Below are 18,723 nucleotides of genomic sequence, written 5' to 3'. Positions count from 1 at the left end.
GAGGTTTTTGTTTGGTTTTCATTTTTCTTAGATTTTCAACTTTCCACTTTCGACTTTTGACTTTCGACTTGAGTCTTTTTGATTTTAAGTAATTATTTCTGAAATTCGCATAAAAAAATTATGGACGTAAAAATGCATTCTTCTTGGAAACCAGTATTGAACGAAGAATTCGAAAAACCATATTTCAACACTTTAATTGATTTTGTAAAATCTGAATACGCGACAAAAGTTTGTTACCCTAAAGGAAATCAAATTTTTTCTGCTTTTGATCATTGTCATTTTGATCAAGTAAAAGTGGTAATTATTGGTCAAGATCCTTATCACGGGCCGAATCAAGCAAATGGTTTGTGTTTTTCTGTAAATGACGGTATTCCATTTCCGCCTTCTTTATATAATATTTTTAGAGAAATTGAAACTGATTTAGGAAAACCTCTTCCTAAAACTGGAAATTTGGAACGTTGGGCAGATCAGGGAGTCTTTCTTTTAAATGCAACTTTAACAGTTCGACAATCTGAAGCAGGAAGTCATCAGGGTAAAGGCTGGGAAAAATTTACAGATGCCGTTATTAAGAAAATTTCTGATGAAAAAGAAAATGTTGTTTTCTTGCTTTGGGGAGGCTTTGCTCAAAAGAAAGCGGCTTTGATCGATGCTTCGAAACATCATATTTTAAAATCGGGACATCCTTCGCCATTAAGTGCCAATCGTGGATTTTGGTTTGGGAATAAACATTTTACACAAACAAATGATTTTCTAAAATCTAAAGGATTGAAAGAAATTGAATGGTGATTTTTTAAGTGACAAAGTTTCAGAGTGACAAAGGGACAAAGGAAAAACTTTGTGTCTTTGTAACTTTTTGAGAAATACAATTAATAAAAAAAAATCTTTTGAATCTGAGAGAGACAAAAGATTTTTTGTTTTATTTTTTTATGATTTCTTCTAAAACAGCTTTATTTTCATAATTCACTACTTTTAGAATGATTTCTTGATTTTTTACTGTTTTCCCTTCAATAATATATAGTTTTCCACTTTTAACCGGAACATTGCTTTGGTCGAAATCGACATCCCCGTAAGTTAAAGTGTTTCTGATGTCAGCGGTATCAACCCATTTTTCATTTAAGGTTTGAATTGCTTTTGGAGAATATTGAAAAGGTTTTGTTCTCAGGTTGTTTAAGACTCTGGCATTTGGAAAATAATTACAACGAGTATCTTTTCCACTAAAGATGGCTGCTACAACAAAACATCCCATAACTAGGCCAATCAAATAATATGCAAAACGGTGTACGAACTTCATGAAATAAAATTTTTGCAAAGGTACATTAAAGTTCCCTTAAAATACAAGTAAATTAATATCGTTGTCAGGCAAATCGAACCAATCCCCAATTGCTTTATTGGTAAGGATTCCGTGATAAAGATAGATTCCGTTTTTAAGGCCTTTATTGCAGCGAATGGCACTTTCGATACCACCATCTTCGGCTATCTGATGTAGATAAGGTGTCAAGATGTTGCTTATTGATAATGAGGCTGTTTTAGAATAACGAGAAGGTATATTAGGTACACAATAGTGCAGAACATTGCTTTTTATGAATGTTGGTTTTTCATGGGTAGTTACTTCCGAAGTTTCGAAACAACCACCAGTATCGATGCTAACATCAACAATAACAGCACCTTTTTTCATATGCTCCACCATAGTTTCATTCACTACAATCGGACATCTTTCTTTTCCTCTCATTGCGCCAATGGCTACATCGCAACGTCTTAAAGCTTTTAATAAACCTTTTTGTTGTATAGTCGAAGTGAAAATTCTTTGATTTAAATTGTTTTGCAAACGACGTAGTTTCGTAATTGAATTATCAAAAACTTTTACGTTTGCGCCTAATCCGATTGCGGTTTTTGCAGCGAATTCACCAACTGTTCCTGCGCCGAGAATTACAACCTCAGTAGGAGGAACGCCTGTTATGTTTCCAAACAAAAGGCCTTTTCCAAATTCGTCCGTAATCATTAGTTCTGCTGCGATCAGTATTGAAGCAGTTCCCGCAATTTCGCTTAAGGATTTTACAGCAGGATAAGATCCGTCTTCATCTTTGATATATTCAAAGGCAAGTGCTGTAATTTTCTTTTGTGCTAAAGCTTCAAAGAATGCTTTCTTTTTGGTTTTTAACTGAATAGCTGAAATAATTACCGTTTCAGGATTAATCATTTCAATCTCAGCTAAAGTTGGCGGTTCTACTTTTAACAAAAACGGACAGCCAAAAACTCTTTTTGTATCTTTTGTTATTTCTGCACCAGCATCTGCATACTCTTTATCCGTATAGCTCGAACTTTCTCCGGCTCCAGATTCAATCATAACGCGATGTCCTGCATATGTAAGTGAGTTTACAGCATCGGGAGTTAGGCAAATACGACGTTCTTGGTAGCTTGTCTCTTTAGGAATTCCTATAAAAAGTTCTCTTTTAAAACGACCAACCTCAAGTTTTTCTTCTTGTGGGAGCAACTGTTGTTTTGTAAATGGAGTTAATGTGATTGACATGGGTGTGCAAAAAATTAAAGGTACAAATTACGTAAAAAGATTTAAAATTGGTGTAAAAATTCTGATAATACTGTACTTATAATGTTAAGATATTTTTTTCTCCATTTTGATATTAGCTCTGGCATAAATACCTGTTTCTAAAGGAATTTCGGTGAAACCAAATTTTCTATATAAATGAATAGCTGAAAGTAAAATGGTGTTGGAATATAAAAACAGCGTTTTGATATTGTTTTCTTTCGCAATAGTAAGACAATGTTCTAAAAGTTTATTGCCAATTCCGAGGCCTTGGGCATGATCTGAGACAGCCATTTTACTTAATTCGTATGTTGAATCATTAATTTTCATTAAAGAAGCAGTTCCAAGAATTTCGTCATTATATTTTGCATAGAAAATCATCCCGCCTTTATCAATGATTTCTTCCTGTGGATTTGAAAGCGTTAAGTGATCTTTGTCTTCTACTTTAAAATACTTTTCAAGCCAAGCAATATTCAAGGTTTTGATATGGCTTTTTAAATCTTGAGAAAAAGGGACTATTTGAACTTGTTTTGTGGTATTCATTTTATTGTTTTTCTTAGAGAATCTTTGTGGAAAATCTTTGTGAGTCTTTGTAAAAAAAAACGCAAAGATTCAAGAAGATTTATCAAAGTCTTGCAAAGTTTTATGCTAAATTCAATTCTCTTTTTCCATCCACCAACAATTCAATATTAATTGTAGAATGTTCCTCTGGAATTAAATTAGCAATTTTTTCAGACCATTCAATAAAACACCAATTTCCTGAATATAGATAGTCGTCAACACCCATATCAAGTGCTTCGGTTTCCTTATTTAATCTGTAAAAATCAAAATGGTAAACAGTTTGATTATTGGATGTATGGTATTCGTTAACTAAAGAAAAAGTTGGACTGCTTGTTGCGTCTTCAACTCCTAAAGTTTTGCATAATTGTTTGATCAAAGTTGTTTTTCCAACTCCCATCTCTCCATTAAAAAGAATGATTTTTTTAGGATTTGAAGCAATAATCTGCTCTGCAACTTCTTTGATTTGATCTAATGAAAAAATGATATTCATTGTAGTTTTATTTTTGCCACGAATTTCACGAATTTTCACGAATTAAAGTATACTTTTTTTGAGTTTAAAAAGAAATTAGTGAAAATTCGTGGCATTAGTGGCAAATTTTAATTATTTCGGATTGAAAACCAAGAACGGAATAATCATTTCTTCTAATGAAATTCCACCGTGCTGATACGTGTTTTTGTAATAACTTACATAATGATTGTAATTGTTTACATAAGCCAAAAAGAAATCATTTTTAGCAAAAATAAACGAACTACTCATGTTAATTGCCGGTAAACCAATCGTTTTTGGCTCTTTTACTACGTAAACATCTTTTTGCTCATATGTCAAACTACGACCGGTTTTGTATCGTAAATTCAGACTTGTATTTTTATCACCTACAACTTTCGATGGATTTTTTACATTAATTGTTCCGTGATCTGTTGTCAAGATTAATTTGAAACCTAAAATTTGGGCTTGTTGAATGATTTCTAATAAAGGTGAATTCTTAAACCAGCTTAAAGTTAAAGAACGATACGCTTTGTCATCTGAAGCTAATTCTTTTACAACCTCCATTTCTGTTTTAGCATGCGAAAGCATATCTACGAAATTGTAAACTACAGTAACTAAGTCGTTTCCTTTTAAAGCCTTGAAGTTTTCTGCCAGTTTTTTTCCGCCAGCATAATTGGTAATTTTGAAATAATCTTCTTTAATGTTTAATCCTAAACGTTTTAATTGAGCCGATAAAAATTCAGCTTCATAAAGGTTTTTTCCACCGTCTTCTACATCATTTTTCCAATATTGCGGAAATTGTTTCTCCATTTCTAATGGCATTAAACCTGAGAAAATAGAATTTCTCGCATATTGCGTAGCAGTTGGAAGAATAGAGTAGTAAGGAACTTCTTTTTCTAATTTGTAGTAATTTGAAATTACGCTTTCAAAAGATTTCCATTGATCGTAACGAAGGTTGTCAATTACCACAAAAAGGACAGGTTTGTCTTTCTTTTTAAGTTCAGGAACAACTAATTCCTTAAATAAGGTATTAGATTGGATTGGTTTATCTGCTTTAGGAGCAAACCAGTCTTCGTAATTTCTTTCGATGAATTTTCCAAATTGAGAATTGGCTTCCACCTTTTGAGATTCTAAAATCTCAATCATTGCTGTGTCGTTAATATCTTCCAGTTTTAATTCCCAGAAAAGTAATTTTTTATACAACTCAACCCAATCTTCATAAGAATTGACAATAGCCAATTCCATTGCTATTTTTCTAAATTCTTTTTGGTAATCTAAAGTGGTTTTTTCAGTAATTAATCTCGAATCATCCAAGTTTTTCTTCAAGCTCAATAGAATCTGATTCGGATTTACAGGTTTGATCAAGTAATCAGCGATTTTAGAACCAATGGCTTCTTCCATTATATATTCTTCCTCGCTTTTGGTAATCATAATCATCGGAATAGCTGATTTTTTTTCTTTCATTTCAGAAAGAGTTTCTAATCCGCTCATTCCAGGCATGTTTTCATCCAAAAAAACAATGTCAAAGTTATCTTCCTCAAATAATGCAATGGCATCAAGACCGTTATTACAGGTTGTAACTTCGTAATTCTTTTTTTCTAGAAATAATATGTGGGGCTTTAAAAGATCGATTTCGTCATCGACCCAAAGTATTTTTATCTTATCCATAAATCTGTTATAATTTTTACTGCAATTTAAAGTTATAGAACTTAAAAAGTATTAAAAATAGTATAAAATTACCAAAGTTAAACTATGATTTTAATTTGAATTTTAACATTTTTTGACCTATTTTATTGATAATCATCCTAAATTGAACTTTTATTTTTAAATAAAAAACACCAATGTCTTTATACTTATTTACTTATATTTGTTCACCTAAAAAATATCGCACTAGTGACTCAGATCAACAAACTAAAAATATTCAATGATCCCATTTATGGTTTTATAACGATTCCGAATGAGCTTGTTTACGATTTAATTCAGCATCCTTATTTTCAGCGTCTTCGTAGAATCTCGCAAATGGGATTGTCATATTTGGTGTATCCGGGAGCCAATCATACTCGTTTTCATCATGCTTTAGGATGCATGCATTTGATGAAAAAAGCAATTGATACGCTTCGTTTTAAAGATGTTGTAATTTCTGAAGAAGAAGAAAATGCGTTATTAATTGCTATTTTACTTCATGATATCGGGCATGGACCTTTTTCTCATGCAATGGAAAGAAGTATTGTGGAAGATGTTCATCATGAGGCTATTTCGTTATTATTTATGAATCAGCTGAATGAAGAATTTGATGGAAGATTAAGTTTAGCAATTCAAGTTTTTAAAGGAGAATATCATAGAAAATTCATGTTGCAATTGATATCAAGTCAGTTAGATATGGATCGAATGGACTACCTGAAACGAGATAGTTTTTATACTGGAGTTGCAGAAGGGAATGTAAATTCTGAACGATTGATTCAGATGATGAATGTTGAAAATGACGTTTTAGTTATTGAAGAAAAGGGAATTTATTCGGTAGAGAAATTTTTGCTTTCCAGAAGATTAATGTATTGGCAGGCTTATTTACACAAGACAAGTCTGGTTGCAGAATTAATTTTAATGAAAGTTTTGAAAAGAGCCAAAGAATTAATTTTAAAAGGAATTGATCTTCCATGCAGTGAACCACTTTCTTATTTCATGCACAATAAAATAACTCTCGAAGATTTTGATGCCGAAAAACTTGACTTGTTTTCACAATTAGATGATTTTGATATTATTAGTGCTCTAAAAGCTTGGCAGAGAAACGATGATTTTGTGTTAAGTACTTTAAGTAAGATGATTATAAACAGAGATTTACTTAAAATTAAAATGAGTGCCGAAAAAGTTTCCATGGAAGAATCTCAGTCTTTAAAAGAAAAGTTTGCCAGTCAGCATCATATCAGTCAATTAGAAGCGGGGTATTTTATTTTTAGAGGAAAAATTAAAAATCAGGCATATAGTAAGGAAGCTGAACCTATTCGAATTTTGAAAAAAGATAAAACAATTGAAGACGTTGTTGAAGCTTCTGACCAGCTGAATTTGAAATCGTTATCTAAATTGGTAACAAAATATTACATCTGTTTTCCAAAACAACTTATCTAAAATTAACATTTAAAACCTATTTTTTATATTTTTGTCGCGATGAAATTTACAGCAGAACAAATAGCAGGAATTTTAGAAGGAGAAGTTGTTGGGAATCCCAATGCAGAAGTTTCTAAGCTTTCTAAGATCGAAGAAGGTGAAAATGGATCGCTAACTTTTTTGGCTAATCCCAAGTATATCAATTATATATATAGTACAAAAGCGACAGTTACAATTGTTAACGACAGCTTTGTTCCAGAACAGGAAATTACCACTACACTTATAAAAGTAGAAGATGCATATGCAGCATTTTCTAAGCTTTTACATTTTTACAATCAAGTCAAATTAAACAAAACGGGTATCGAACCTCAGTCTTTTATGTCTGAAGGAACTAAACATGGAGAAAATCTTTATTTAGGAAGTTTTAGCTATATCGGCCAAAATGTTGTTTTAGGAGATAATGTGAAAATTTATCCAAACAGTTTTATTGGAGATAATGTTGTTATTGGAGATAATGTATTCATTTTTGCTGGAGCAAAAATTTATTCAGAATCTGTTATCGGAAACAATTGTACGATTCATTCCGGGGTAATTATTGGAGCTGACGGATTTGGTTTTGCACCAAATGAAAATGGAGAATATAGTAAAGTACCACAAATTGGTAATGTGATTATTGAAGATAATGTAGATGTAGGTGCTAATACAACAATTGATAGAGCAACTCTTGGTTCTACCATTATTAGAAAGGGAGTAAAATTAGACAATCAAATTATGATTGCTCATAATGTAGAGATTGGTAAAAATACCGTTATTGCTGCTCAAAGCGGAGTTGCTGGTTCTACTAAAATCGGTGAGAATTGTATGATTGGCGGGCAAGTAGGTATCGCAGGTCACTTAACAATAGGTAACAATGTTAGGCTTCAAGCACAGTCGGGTGTAGCCAGAAATATTAAAGATGATGAAGTTTTACAAGGAACGCCATCTCTTGGATATACAGATTTTAATAAGTCGTATGTTCATTTTAAGAATCTGCCTAAAATTGTGGCTGAAGTTGAAGAATTAAAAAAACAAATAATAAACCCAAAAAATGGAAATAATGGTTAAACAGAAGACCATCAAAAATGAAATTTCGCTAACAGGAGTTGGTTTGCACACTGGAAAAGAAGTTACAATGACTTTTAAACCTGCTCCCGTTAATAATGGTTTCACTTTTGTGAGAGTTGATTTGCAAGGTCAACCAGTTATTGAAGCTGATGCTAATTACGTAGTTAATACTCAAAGAGGTACAAATCTTGAGAAACTAGGAGTTAAAATTCAAACTCCTGAGCACGTTTTGGCAGCGGTAGTTGGTTGCGATCTGGATAATATTATTATTGAATTGAATGCCTCTGAACTACCTATCATGGATGGTTCATCAAAATATTTTGTAGAAGCAATTGAGAAAGCCGGAATAGAAGAACAAGAAGCTAGTCGTAATGTTTACGTGGTAAAAGAAGTAATTTCTTTTACAGACGAAGCAACAGGTAGTGAGATTCTAGTTATGCCAAGCGATGAGTATCAGGTAACTACAATGGTAGATTTTGGTACTAAAGTTTTAGGTACTCAAAATGCAACACTTAAAAGCCTTTCTGATTTTAAAACAGAAATTGCAAGTTCAAGAACTTTTAGTTTCCTGCATGAATTAGAATCATTATTAGAACACGGACTTATTAAAGGTGGTGATTTAAATAATGCAATTGTATATGTAGATAAAGAAATCTCTGAATCTACAATGGAGAATTTAAAGAAGGCATTTGGTAAAGATGAAATTTCTGTAAAACCAAATGGTGTTTTAGATAATCTTACATTACATTATCCAAACGAAGCCGCAAGACACAAATTACTTGATGTTATTGGAGATTTGTCTCTTATTGGAGTTCGTATTCAAGGAAAAATTATTGCAAACAAACCAGGTCACTTTGTAAATACTCAATTTGCAAAGAAATTGGCTAAAATTATCAAAATAGAACAGAGAAATCATGTTCCAACTTATGATTTGCATCAAGAACCTTTGATGGATATTCATAAAATTATGGCAATGCTTCCTCATAGACCACCTTTCTTGTTAATCGACAGAATTATTGAAATGTCTGATCGTCATGTGGTTGGTTTGAAAAATGTTACAATGAATGAAAATTTCTTTGTAGGACATTTTCCAGAAGCACCAGTTATGCCGGGAGTTCTAATCGTTGAAGCAATGGCACAGACAGGAGGAATCTTAGTTTTAAGCACTGTTCCAGATCCTGAAAATTACCTTACTTACTTTATGAAAATTGATAATGTAAAATTCAAACATAAAGTATTGCCTGGTGATACCTTAATTTTTAAGTGTGAATTGATTTCTCCTATCAGAAGAGGAATTTGTCATATGCAGGCAAACGCTTATGCAAATGGGAAATTAGTAACTGAAGCGGAATTAATGGCACAAATTGCAAGAAAACAATAATAAATTATCAAATTTATTGTTTAGGTTTGTTGCCTCAAATCAGAATATTTTAATTAAAAATATAAAACATAGATGAATCAACCATTAGCATATGTTCATCCAGGCGCGAAAATCGCTAAAAACGTTGTAATAGAGCCATTTACAACAATTCACAATAATGTTGTTATTGGTGATGGTACTTGGATTGGTTCAAACGTGACCATTATGGAAGGAGCTCGAATTGGTAAAAATTGTAATATTTTTCCAGGAGCTGTAATTTCTGCAGTGCCACAAGATTTAAAATTTGGAGGAGAAGATTCTCTTGCAATTATTGGTGATAATTGTACTATTAGAGAATGTGTAACTATAAATAGAGGTACAATTGCTTCTGGTCAAACCGTTATTGGAAATAATTGTTTAGTGATGGCTTATGCTCACATTGCACACGATTGTGAAATAGGGAATAATGCTATTATTGTAAACGGTGTTGCTCTTGCGGGTCACGTAGTTGTAGGGAATCATGCTGTAATTGGCGGTTTAGCAGCAATTCACCAATTTATTCATATTGGAGATCACGCTATGATTTCTGGGGGATCTTTGGTAAGAAAAGATGTTCCTCCTTTTACAAAAGCAGCAAAAGAGCCTTTGTCTTATGTTGGAATTAATTCAGTTGGGTTAAGAAGAAGAGGATTTAGTACTGAAAAAATTAGAGAGATTCAGGAAATCTACAGAATTTTATACCAAAAGAATTACAATACCACTCAAGCTTTAAGTATTATTGAAGCTGAAATGGAAGCAACTCCTGAAAGAGATGAAATTCTAGATTTTATTAGAAATTCTTCTCGAGGAATTATGAAAGGTTATTCAGGTAACTATTAAAATAAGTTTAATTGTTTATTTGTTTAATCGTTTAATCGGATAAACAGTTAAACGGTTAAACGATTAAACAAAAAAGTAATAAAATAAAAAAAAACAAATGGCATCTACATCAGATATTAGAAACGGATTGTGTATTAAATTTAATCACGATATCTATAAAATTATTGAATTTCTTCACGTAAAACCTGGAAAAGGTCCAGCTTTCGTAAGAACTAAATTGAAAAGTTTAACTTCAGGAAAAGTATTAGACAACACTTTTTCAGCAGGTCACAAAATTGATGTTATTCGTGTTGAAACACATACATTCCAGTTTTTATATCCAGAAGGTGACGAGTTTCACTTCATGAATGCTGAAACATTTGAGCAAATTTCTTTAAACAAAAACATCTTAGATGCTCCAGATTTGTTAAAAGAAGGAACAAACGTAATGGTTCAAATTAATACAGAAACAGATTTACCACTTTCAGTAGATATGCCTGCATCTGTAATTCTTGAAGTTACTTACGCAGAGCCAGGAGTAAAAGGAAATACAGCTACAAACGCAACAAAGAATGCTACAGTAGAAACAGGAGCAAATATTAACGTTCCGTTGTTCATCAACGAAGGCGATAAAATTAAGATCGATACAGCTTCAGGTTCATATATGGAGCGTGTAAAAGAATAAATTTTAATTAAGATAAATTTGACAATGAGTCAATTAGATAATTTGTGAATCGACAAAATTTTGTATATTCATATTCTAATTGACTCATTTCTAATTGAGATAATATGACGATGAGTCAAATAGATAATTTTTGGATCAACACAATTTTGTATATTAATTATCTAATTGACTCATTTTCTAATTTACAAGTTTTCTAATTATACTATATGAAATTTCCAAAGAGTCATTCTTTACAAGAAATTGCTAATTTGCTTAACTGCAAATTTATTGGTGACAAAGACTTTCAAGTTTTAGGCATGAACGAAATACATGTCGTTGAGCCTGGAGATATTGTTTTTGTTGACCATCCAAAATACTACGATAAAGCTTTGCAATCTGCTGCAACAATTGTTTTAATAAACAAAGAAGTTGAATGTCCAGATGGTAAAGCGCTTTTAATCTCTGATGACCCGTTTAGAGATTTTAATATTCTAATAAGACATTTTAAACCTTTTCAGTTTGCTAATGTTGCTATTGCACCAACAGCAGAAATAGGTGAGGGAACAATAATTCAGCCTAATAGTTTCGTGGGTAACCATGTTAAAATTGGGAAAAACTGTCTAATTCATTCTAATGTTTCTATTTACGATCATACCGTAATAGGTGATAATGTTATCATTCATGCTGGGACTATTTTAGGAGCAGATGCTTTTTATTATAAAAAACGACCAGAAGGTTTCGATCAGTTAGTTTCTGGAGGAAGAGTTGTTATTGAAGATAATGTCGGAATTGGTGCTTTGTGCACAATTGACAAAGGTGTTACTGGAGATACAACAATTGGAGCGGGAACAAAATTAGACAATCAAGTGCATGTCGGTCATGATACTGTTATTGGTAAAAAATGCTTAATTGCTTCACAAACAGGTATTGCTGGTTGTGTAATTATTGAAGATGAAGTTACAATGTGGGGGCAAGTAGGAACCACAAGTGGTATTACAATTGGTTCAAAGGCGGTTGTAATGGGACAAACAGGTGTAACTAAATCTGTTGAAGGAGGAAAATCGTACTTTGGGACTCCAATTGAAGAATCCAGAGAAAAATTGAAACAATTAGCTAATATTAAGAAGATTCCTGAAATTTTAAGTAAATTGAAGTAATATGTCTATAAAAGAGTTTGTTCAGAAATTTTATAAGTCAGATGCGTTAATTGATAGTGAAATTTTAAAAACATATCTGCATCCGGAAGTAATATTGGAATGGAACAGCAGTAAAGGTTTTATTCAGATGGATTATGATTCTATTCTTGAAATGGCAAATGATCTTAGTCGTGCTTACGTACGTTCAAAGGTCAGAATTAGTCATATTATTAGCGAAGATGATTTAGTATCAGTACGTTATTCTCATTTTGTAAAAACAATTGAGAACCCAAGAGAAGAGATGCTTTTGGCTCATTTTTCAACAATTTGGCAGATCAAAGACGACAAACTTTACAGAGGTTACCAAATGAGTCAATTTTCTTAATATTTTTTTGACAATAAAAGAGGCAAAATACATTACAAAACCTTATTTTTGCAACACAAATTTAAAAACTACATAAAATATATATCATGAGTGTTTTAGTTAATAAAGATTCCAAAATAATTGTTCAGGGATTTACAGGAAGCGAAGGAACTTTCCACGCTTCTCAAATGATTGAGTACGGTACTAATGTTGTTGGTGGTGTTACTCCAGGAAAAGGAGGGACTAGCCATTTAGATCGTCCGGTTTTTAACACAGTAAAAGATGCTGTTGATCAAGCTGGAGCTGATACTTCTATCATTTTCGTTCCGCCAGCTTTTGCTGCTGATGCAATTATGGAAGCTGCTGATGCTGGAATTAAAGTAATTATTGCTATTACAGAAGGAATTCCTGTAGCAGACATGATTAAAGCAAATAATTATGTTAAAGAAAGAAATTCAAGATTAATCGGTCCAAACTGTCCAGGTGTAATTACTCCAGGTGAAGCTAAAGTTGGTATTATGCCAGGTTTCGTTTTCAAAAAAGGAACAGTTGGTATCGTTTCTAAATCTGGAACGTTAACTTACGAAGCTGCTGACCAAGTTGTAAAACAAGGTTTAGGAATCACTACAGCTATCGGTATTGGTGGAGATCCAATTATTGGAACTACAACTAAAGAAGCTGTTGAATTATTAATGAACGATCCAGAAACTGAAGCAATCATTATGATTGGTGAAATCGGAGGTCAATTAGAAGCTGATGCTGCAAGATGGGTAAAAGCTGATGGTAACCGTAAGCCAGTTATTGGTTTTATCGCTGGAGAAACTGCTCCTGCTGGTAGAACAATGGGTCACGCAGGTGCTATTGTTGGTGGTTCTGATGATACTGCTGCTGCTAAAAAACAAATCATGAGAGACAACGGAATTCATGTTGTTGATTCACCAGCTGAAATTGGTAAAAAAGTAAAAGAAGTACTTGGATAATCTTCAAGTCTCGAAATAATAAATTCAAAAAAAGTCTCAATTATTAGTTGAGACTTTTTTACATTTTAAAAACTGAGGTATATATAGAAAAAAAACTTAGCATCTTAGAACCTCAGTATCTTAGAAGCTAGAAAAGAAAATATGAGTAAAGATTTAGAAAAATTTAAAGTAAGCAACAGTTTTACTTTTACAATTGAAGATAGTTTAGAACAAGTTTGTAACGCTCCAGAAGGAAGTGCAGGGATTTTTGTCGTGTATGCTGTTGAAGGTGAAGAAAAAGAATTAATTATGGTTGGTTCTACTGGTACTGTTCAAAATGATGGAACTTTAAAAAGCAAAAACGGTGGATTGTACGATAAAATTGTAAACGGACATCAATTTGCAAAAACAGGAAGAAAATATTCTTGGCCAGCACAAATGAAATTAGAGAATATTTCTGCTCTTGAAGTAGTTTGGTACGAAACTTTCAATGCAGATGTACAAGCAATTCCAACAGCTGTTGAAGGTCAGGTTTTGCAAAATTTCTTAGATGGTAGTGGAAAATTACCAAGATGGAATGTAGCTTTTTAATTTGCTGTAAGAAATTAAAATTGCAAGCCCTGCTGAAATTGAGCAGGGCTTTTTTGTTTTAATTATTTAGTTTATATAGAAAGATTTTTTTTAGTGTTTTACTTCGAAATAAACGCAAAAAATGTATGCCTTTTTTGATTCTCAAATTTTATTAAACGCCCAAATACCCTATATTTGTATTTCAAAAAATAAAAACGAATACCTTAATATGAAATTACTAGAAGGAAAAGTTGCAATTATTACTGGTGCAAGCCGTGGAATTGGAAAAGGAATTGCTGAAGTTTTTGCTAAACATGGAGCAAATGTTGCTTTTACATACAGCTCATCTGCAGCATCTGCAGAAGCTTTAGAAGCAGAATTGAATGCTTTAGGAGTAAAAGCGAAAGGATACCAATCTAACGCAGCAGATTTTAACGAAGCTCAGACTTTTGTTGATGCTGTTTTAGCAGATTTTGGAACTGTTGATATCTTGATCAATAATGCCGGAATCACAAAAGATAATTTGTTGATGCGTATGTCTGAAGCAGATTTTGACCAAGTAATTGATGTGAATTTGAAATCGGTTTTCAATATGACAAAAGCGATTCAGAAAACTTTCTTAAAACAAAGAGCAGGATCTATCATTAATATTAGTTCTGTTGTTGGAGTTTCAGGAAACGCAGGTCAAACTAATTATGCAGCTTCTAAAGCAGGTGCAATCGGATTTACTAAATCTGTAGCTCTTGAATTAGGATCTCGTAACATTCGTTGCAACGCAATCGCTCCAGGTTTTATCGAAACTGAAATGACTGCAAAATTAAGCGAAGATGTAGTAAAAGGATGGAGAGAAGGCATTCCGTTGAAAAGAGGAGGAACAACTGAAGATGTTGCAAACGCTTGTCTTTTCTTAGCTTCAGATATGAGTGCATACGTTACAGGTCAGGTTCTTAACGTTTGTGGAGGAATGCTAACCTAAGGTACTGAGGTTATAAGTTACAAGGGTTCAAAGGTTTTAGTATTCAGGCTATTCTGATTCTAGATAAAGCTGAACACTTTTTTAGTCAAATTATTATTTGACTTTTTAAATCTGACGACTGTAAACTGATACTGAATACTAATTAAATATGACTACAAACACGATTCTTTTATTATTGCTTTCTTTAGTAATTGCTGGTGGTTTGTCGTACTTTCAATATTTTTTTAAAGCCAAAAGTAAATCCAATGTGATGGTACTTTTGGCTTTTTTACGTTTTCTTGCCATTTTCGGATTATTGGTTTTATTGATAAATCCGATTATTTCTAAAAACTCGTTAGAAATAACAAAGACACCTTTGCCAATTGTTGTTGATAATTCAAGTTCAATAACGGCTTTGAAATCAGATAAAAAGACGGTCGAGTTATATCAAAAACTAGTTTCAAATCCCGCATTAAAAGAAAAATTTGATATTCAAACCTATCAGTTTGATAATGATTTTAAAACTTCAGACAAATTTGATTTCAAAGGAAATCAAACCAATTTAGATGAAGTAGCCAAAAATCTAAAAAGCATCAATAAAAATCTGACTTTTCCAACAGTTATTATTACTGATGGAAATCAAACTACAGGAAACGATTATGTATATCGCTTCGATCCTGTCAATAAAGTTTATCCTTTGGTTGTGGGAGATACAACCACTTTTCTTGATTTAAAAATCAATCAGTTAAACGTAAATAAATACGCTTTTCATAAAAATAAATTTCCAGTTGAAGTTTTTCTGCAATATGCGGGAGATAAAACAACAAATGCAGAATTTACCATTTCGCAAGGAAATGCCGTTGTAGCAAAAGAGAAAGTTTCATTTTCTCCTTCTAAGAAAACTGCTTCTCTAAATTTACTTCTTCCTGCAGATAAAGTAGGTTTGCAAATTTATAAAGCCAGTATTCAATCTTCTGCAAAAGAGAAGAACAGTTATAATAACATCAAAAATTTTGCAGTCGAAATTATCGATCAAAAATCGACTATTGCGATTGTTTCTACTATAAATCATCCAGATATTGCAGCCTTAAAACGTTCAATAGAAGTCAATGCACAACGTAAAGTAATATTAGTTAAACCTAATCAAATTAGTGATTTACAAGATGTTTCTGTTCTGGTTCTGTATCAGCCAACAACTGCTTTTAAAGCTGTTTTTGATAACAGTAAGCAAAAAGGAATAAATACCTTTATTATTACCGGAAACAATACCGATTTTAATTTTCTAAATCAACAGCAAAACAATTTGGTTTTTAAAATGAGTGCTCAACGCGAAGATTTCTTAAACGAATTTCATCCTGATTTCAATTTGTTTGCCATTGATAATATCGGATTTGAAAATTTCCCTCCGTTGCAGAATTTATTTGGAAACATTAGTAGTAATGGAAATGTATCTGTTTTACTTTCTTCAAAAATCAGAAATGTTTCGACGAATGCTCCATTATTAGCTTTCGCTGAAAATCAAGGAAAAAGAACGGCTTTTCTTTTAGGAGAAAATAGCTGGAAATGGCGTTTGCAAAGTCATATAGATAATCAGTCTTTTGAGAAGTATGATGTTTTCATTGATAAAATCATTCAATATCTAGCTTCAACAAATTCAAAAAAATCTTTGGTAGTAACACACGAAAGTTTTTATAATTCCGGAGAAGAAATCATTATCAATGCTCAATATTTTAATAAAAACTACGAGTTTGATGAAAAAGCCAGACTTACCATTACGGTTGTAAATGCTGCCACAAAGCAAACAAAGAATTATGATTTATTAAAAGGAAGTAATTCATTCTCTGCTAATTTAGAAGGACTTCCAGCTGGTAAATATAATTTTACAGTAAAAGAATTGAATTCTAATACTTCATATGCAAGTCATTTTGAGATTTTAGATTTTGATATCGAAAAACAATTTGTAAACCCAGATGTTCCGAAATTGAATCAATTAGCACAACAAACTGGTGGAAAAGCTTTCTTCGAAGATCAAGCAGATCAATTAATTAATACACTTTTAGAAAGCAAAGAATATAAATCTATTGAAAAAAATATTTCAAGCAAGACTCCAATTATTGATTGGGTTTGGTTGTTGATTTTGATTGCAGTTTTATTGACTACTGAATGGTTTGTTCGAAAATATAATGGATTGCTTTAAAAAAAAGAATAAAGTGACAAAGAGATAAGTTTTTTTATTTGGACTTGTAACAGAAAGATATAAATTGAAAATGAAGTTTTATATAACTTAAATATGAAACAGATGGAGGGAATACAGTTGTTTGAAGAGAAAAAAGTTAGAACCATTTGGGATCAAGAGGAGGAAAAATGGTATTTTTCAATAGTTGATATTATCAGTGTTTTAACTGAAAGTATTGATTCTTCGGCGTATTGGCGTAAATTAAAACAACGTTTAAAAGCAGAAGGAAATGAAACCGTGACGAATTGTCACGGTTTGAAAATGAAAGCAGCCGATGGAAAAATGCGAATGACTGATGTCGCAGATACAGAGCAGGTTTTTCGTTTAATTCAATCTATTCCTTCATCAAAAGCAGAACCTTTTAAATTATGGCTATCTCAGGTTGCATCTGAGCGATTAGATGAAATGCAAGATCCTGAACTTTCAATTGATAGAGCGCTAGAACAATATTTGAATTTAGGATATTCTGAAAGCTGGATTAATCAACGAATTAAAAGTATTGAGATTAGAAAAGAGCTGACTAATGAATGGAAGAATAGAGGATTAAAGGAGGGAGTTCAGTTTGCTACTTTAACAGATATTATTTCTAAAGCTTGGTCAGGAAAAACAACCAAAGAGTATAAAATACTTAAAGGACTTAAAAAGGAGAATCTTCGAGATAATATGACTAATACGGAGCTTATTCTAAATATGTTAGCAGAGGCCTCGACTACAGATATTTCTAAAGCAACAACTCCTGAAAGTTTTGAAGATAACATGATAGTGGCACAGCAAGGTGGAAATGTTGCAAAAGTAGCAATGAAAGAATTAGAATCTAAGACAGGAAAAAAAGTAATAACATCTTTAAATGCAAAAGATGTTTTACAACAAAAAAGTATCGACAAAAATCTAGATAATAAATAAAAATGGACTTCAGGCTAAAAGTATTTTATACCGTTGCGCTCCGCCTTAATTTTACTAAAGCGGCAACGGAATTATATATTACTCAGCCAGCAGTTTCTAAACACATTCAAGAATTAGAAGAAACTTACAAGACAAAACTTTTTGAACGAAATGGGTCTAAAATTGCTTTAACTCCAGCTGGTAAAATTCTTTTAAAATATACTAAGAGTATTTTCGATATCTATCGTGAAATAGATTTTGAAATAAGCTCTTTCAACAAAGATCGTCAAGGTTTACTTAGGTTAGGAGCAAGTACAACGATTTCTCAATATATTATTTCGCCAGTTTTGGCAAGTTTTCATCAAAAGCAAAAAGACATAAAAGTCAATTTGCTGAATGGAAATACAGAGCAAATCGAAAATGCTTTAATCAATAAAGAAATTGAAATCGGAATTGTTGAGGGACAATCTAAAAATCAATCTATAAAATACATTCCGTTTCTTAAAGATGAACTGGTTTTAGTTTGTAGTAATAAAAATCCTTTGGTAAAACAAAATGAAATTTCGGTAAACGATTTAAAATCAATGAAATTCATTACACGTGAACGTGGTTCAGGAACACTTGAGGTTATAGAATTTGCGTTGAAAAAAGCAGGATTAAAGTTTAATGATCTGCAAATTGAAATGCAATTAGGAAGTACAGAAAGTATAAAGTCTTATTTGCTGAATTCAGATTGTTTTGCTTTTATGTCCATTCATGCCGTAAGTAAGGAGTTGAAAAACAAAGAATTAATTGTTTTGGATGTAGAGAATTTGTCAATTGAGAGATATTTTTACATCATTACTTTACAAGGCAAATCTGATTCTTTGTCAGAATTATTCATTCAAAATTTAGCTTCTCATTATAACTTGAAGTTATAGTCGATTGTAATTTACGATTGGCG

At 32.1% G+C, this 18,723-nt stretch carries 19 protein-coding genes; 14 read left to right on the top strand and 5 right to left on the bottom strand.

The window, feature by feature from the left end; all coding sequences use genetic code 11:
- Nucleotides 1-120: 120 nt before the first annotated feature.
- The gene (locus tag K6T82_RS10490; protein ID WP_223705885.1) at nucleotides 121-786 is read left to right on the top strand and encodes a uracil-DNA glycosylase; all 666 of its coding nucleotides are present in this window, start codon (nucleotides 121-123) and stop codon (nucleotides 784-786) included.
- A 130-nt stretch (nucleotides 787-916) separates the two neighbouring features.
- Here K6T82_RS10490 and K6T82_RS10485 read toward each other — a convergent pair whose 3' ends face one another.
- The 5 genes from K6T82_RS10485 to porX form a co-directional block, all read right to left on the bottom strand.
- Nucleotides 917-1,291 (bottom strand): DUF4258 domain-containing protein, encoded by a 375-nt coding sequence (locus K6T82_RS10485; protein ID WP_223705884.1) that lies wholly within the window; start codon nucleotides 1,289-1,291, stop codon nucleotides 917-919.
- Nucleotides 1,292-1,327: 36 nt separating this feature from the next.
- A complete protein-coding gene (locus tag K6T82_RS10480) occupies nucleotides 1,328-2,527 on the bottom strand; it encodes an alanine dehydrogenase (protein ID WP_223705883.1) in 1,200 nt (399 codons plus the stop codon).
- 84 nt (nucleotides 2,528-2,611) lie between these two features.
- Nucleotides 2,612-3,085, bottom strand: a complete 474-nt coding sequence (locus tag K6T82_RS10475; RefSeq protein WP_223705882.1) for a GNAT family N-acetyltransferase — start codon at nucleotides 3,083-3,085, stop codon at nucleotides 2,612-2,614.
- 100 nt (nucleotides 3,086-3,185) lie between these two features.
- Complete coding sequence (gene tsaE, locus K6T82_RS10470; protein ID WP_223705881.1) at nucleotides 3,186-3,593, bottom strand: tRNA (adenosine(37)-N6)-threonylcarbamoyltransferase complex ATPase subunit type 1 TsaE; 408 nt, start codon at nucleotides 3,591-3,593, stop codon at nucleotides 3,186-3,188.
- Between the two features lie 111 nt (nucleotides 3,594-3,704).
- A complete protein-coding gene (gene porX / locus K6T82_RS10465; protein ID WP_223705880.1) occupies nucleotides 3,705-5,258 on the bottom strand; it encodes a T9SS response regulator signal transducer PorX in 1,554 nt (517 codons plus the stop codon).
- A 225-nt stretch (nucleotides 5,259-5,483) separates the two neighbouring features.
- On the opposite strand from porX, the gene K6T82_RS10460 reads away from it, so the two are divergent.
- The 13 genes from K6T82_RS10460 to K6T82_RS10400 all read left to right on the top strand — a co-directional run bounded on the left by K6T82_RS10460 (nucleotide 5,484) and on the right by K6T82_RS10400 (nucleotide 18,700).
- Nucleotides 5,484-6,713, top strand: a complete 1,230-nt coding sequence (locus tag K6T82_RS10460; protein ID WP_223705879.1) for an HD domain-containing protein — start codon at nucleotides 5,484-5,486, stop codon at nucleotides 6,711-6,713.
- Between the two features lie 39 nt (nucleotides 6,714-6,752).
- The gene (gene lpxD, locus K6T82_RS10455) at nucleotides 6,753-7,796 is read left to right on the top strand and encodes a UDP-3-O-(3-hydroxymyristoyl)glucosamine N-acyltransferase (RefSeq protein ID WP_223705878.1); all 1,044 of its coding nucleotides are present in this window, start codon (nucleotides 6,753-6,755) and stop codon (nucleotides 7,794-7,796) included.
- Complete coding sequence (locus K6T82_RS10450) at nucleotides 7,789-9,177, top strand: bifunctional UDP-3-O-[3-hydroxymyristoyl] N-acetylglucosamine deacetylase/3-hydroxyacyl-ACP dehydratase (protein ID WP_223705877.1); 1,389 nt, start codon at nucleotides 7,789-7,791, stop codon at nucleotides 9,175-9,177. Before lpxD ends, K6T82_RS10450 begins: the two co-directional genes overlap by 8 nt.
- Nucleotides 9,178-9,249: 72 nt before the next feature.
- A complete protein-coding gene (gene lpxA, locus K6T82_RS10445; RefSeq protein WP_095951251.1) occupies nucleotides 9,250-10,035 on the top strand; it encodes an acyl-ACP--UDP-N-acetylglucosamine O-acyltransferase in 786 nt (261 codons plus the stop codon).
- 97 nt (nucleotides 10,036-10,132) lie between these two features.
- Nucleotides 10,133-10,699 (top strand): elongation factor P, encoded by a 567-nt coding sequence (gene efp, locus K6T82_RS10440; RefSeq protein WP_223705876.1) that lies wholly within the window; start codon nucleotides 10,133-10,135, stop codon nucleotides 10,697-10,699.
- A gap of 206 nt (nucleotides 10,700-10,905) precedes the next feature.
- Nucleotides 10,906-11,835 carry a UDP-3-O-(3-hydroxymyristoyl)glucosamine N-acyltransferase gene (locus K6T82_RS10435; RefSeq protein ID WP_223705875.1) on the top strand — a complete coding sequence of 310 codons (930 nt, stop codon included), beginning with the start codon at nucleotides 10,906-10,908 and terminating at the stop codon, nucleotides 11,833-11,835.
- A gap of 1 nt (nucleotide 11,836) precedes the next feature.
- On the top strand, nucleotides 11,837-12,199 hold the full coding sequence (locus tag K6T82_RS10430; protein WP_223705874.1) for a nuclear transport factor 2 family protein: 363 nt from the start codon (nucleotides 11,837-11,839) through the stop codon (nucleotides 12,197-12,199).
- An 86-nt stretch (nucleotides 12,200-12,285) separates the two neighbouring features.
- Entirely contained in the window at nucleotides 12,286-13,158 is an 873-nt protein-coding gene (gene sucD, locus K6T82_RS10425) for a succinate--CoA ligase subunit alpha (RefSeq protein WP_057118027.1), read from the top strand.
- A 141-nt stretch (nucleotides 13,159-13,299) separates the two neighbouring features.
- Nucleotides 13,300-13,728, top strand: a complete 429-nt coding sequence (locus tag K6T82_RS10420; RefSeq protein WP_223705873.1) for a hypothetical protein — start codon at nucleotides 13,300-13,302, stop codon at nucleotides 13,726-13,728.
- 208 nt (nucleotides 13,729-13,936) lie between these two features.
- Nucleotides 13,937-14,683: a 3-oxoacyl-[acyl-carrier-protein] reductase gene (gene fabG, locus K6T82_RS10415; protein WP_089050753.1), complete on the top strand. Its 747-nt coding sequence runs from the start codon at nucleotides 13,937-13,939 to the stop codon at nucleotides 14,681-14,683.
- Between the two features lie 148 nt (nucleotides 14,684-14,831).
- Nucleotides 14,832-16,859 carry a hypothetical protein gene (locus K6T82_RS10410; protein WP_223705872.1) on the top strand — a complete coding sequence of 676 codons (2,028 nt, stop codon included), beginning with the start codon at nucleotides 14,832-14,834 and terminating at the stop codon, nucleotides 16,857-16,859.
- A gap of 93 nt (nucleotides 16,860-16,952) precedes the next feature.
- Nucleotides 16,953-17,801 (top strand): BRO-N domain-containing protein, encoded by an 849-nt coding sequence (locus K6T82_RS10405; protein ID WP_420828329.1) that lies wholly within the window; start codon nucleotides 16,953-16,955, stop codon nucleotides 17,799-17,801.
- A gap of 2 nt (nucleotides 17,802-17,803) precedes the next feature.
- Entirely contained in the window at nucleotides 17,804-18,700 is an 897-nt protein-coding gene (locus tag K6T82_RS10400; protein WP_223705870.1) for a LysR family transcriptional regulator, read from the top strand.
- Nucleotides 18,701-18,723: the final 23 nt, after the last annotated feature.

It is taken from the genome of Flavobacterium potami (genome assembly GCF_020026915.1).
Lineage (GTDB): Bacteria > Bacteroidota > Bacteroidia > Flavobacteriales > Flavobacteriaceae > Flavobacterium > Flavobacterium potami.
The sequence above is the reverse complement of the archived record's forward strand: the minus strand, read 5'-3'. Positions and strand labels throughout refer to the sequence as shown.

Coding starts and splice junctions, on each gene's coding strand:
- K6T82_RS10490 (WP_223705885.1), top strand. CDS start 121: ATGGACGTAAAAATGCATTCTTCTTGGAAACCAGTATTGAACGAAGAA.
- K6T82_RS10485 (WP_223705884.1), bottom strand. CDS start 1,291: ATGAAGTTCGTACACCGTTTTGCATATTATTTGATTGGCCTAGTTATG.
- K6T82_RS10480 (WP_223705883.1), bottom strand. CDS start 2,527: ATGTCAATCACATTAACTCCATTTACAAAACAACAGTTGCTCCCACAA.
- K6T82_RS10475 (WP_223705882.1), bottom strand. CDS start 3,085: ATGAATACCACAAAACAAGTTCAAATAGTCCCTTTTTCTCAAGATTTA.
- tsaE (WP_223705881.1), bottom strand. CDS start 3,593: ATGAATATCATTTTTTCATTAGATCAAATCAAAGAAGTTGCAGAGCAG.
- porX (WP_223705880.1), bottom strand. CDS start 5,258: ATGGATAAGATAAAAATACTTTGGGTCGATGACGAAATCGATCTTTTA.
- lpxD (WP_223705878.1), top strand. CDS start 6,753: ATGAAATTTACAGCAGAACAAATAGCAGGAATTTTAGAAGGAGAAGTT.
- K6T82_RS10450 (WP_223705877.1), top strand. CDS start 7,789: ATGGTTAAACAGAAGACCATCAAAAATGAAATTTCGCTAACAGGAGTT.
- lpxA (WP_095951251.1), top strand. CDS start 9,250: ATGAATCAACCATTAGCATATGTTCATCCAGGCGCGAAAATCGCTAAA.
- efp (WP_223705876.1), top strand. CDS start 10,133: ATGGCATCTACATCAGATATTAGAAACGGATTGTGTATTAAATTTAAT.
- K6T82_RS10435 (WP_223705875.1), top strand. CDS start 10,906: ATGAAATTTCCAAAGAGTCATTCTTTACAAGAAATTGCTAATTTGCTT.
- K6T82_RS10430 (WP_223705874.1), top strand. CDS start 11,837: ATGTCTATAAAAGAGTTTGTTCAGAAATTTTATAAGTCAGATGCGTTA.
- sucD (WP_057118027.1), top strand. CDS start 12,286: ATGAGTGTTTTAGTTAATAAAGATTCCAAAATAATTGTTCAGGGATTT.
- K6T82_RS10420 (WP_223705873.1), top strand. CDS start 13,300: ATGAGTAAAGATTTAGAAAAATTTAAAGTAAGCAACAGTTTTACTTTT.
- fabG (WP_089050753.1), top strand. CDS start 13,937: ATGAAATTACTAGAAGGAAAAGTTGCAATTATTACTGGTGCAAGCCGT.
- K6T82_RS10410 (WP_223705872.1), top strand. CDS start 14,832: ATGACTACAAACACGATTCTTTTATTATTGCTTTCTTTAGTAATTGCT.
- K6T82_RS10405 (WP_420828329.1), top strand. CDS start 16,953: ATGAAACAGATGGAGGGAATACAGTTGTTTGAAGAGAAAAAAGTTAGA.
- K6T82_RS10400 (WP_223705870.1), top strand. CDS start 17,804: ATGGACTTCAGGCTAAAAGTATTTTATACCGTTGCGCTCCGCCTTAAT.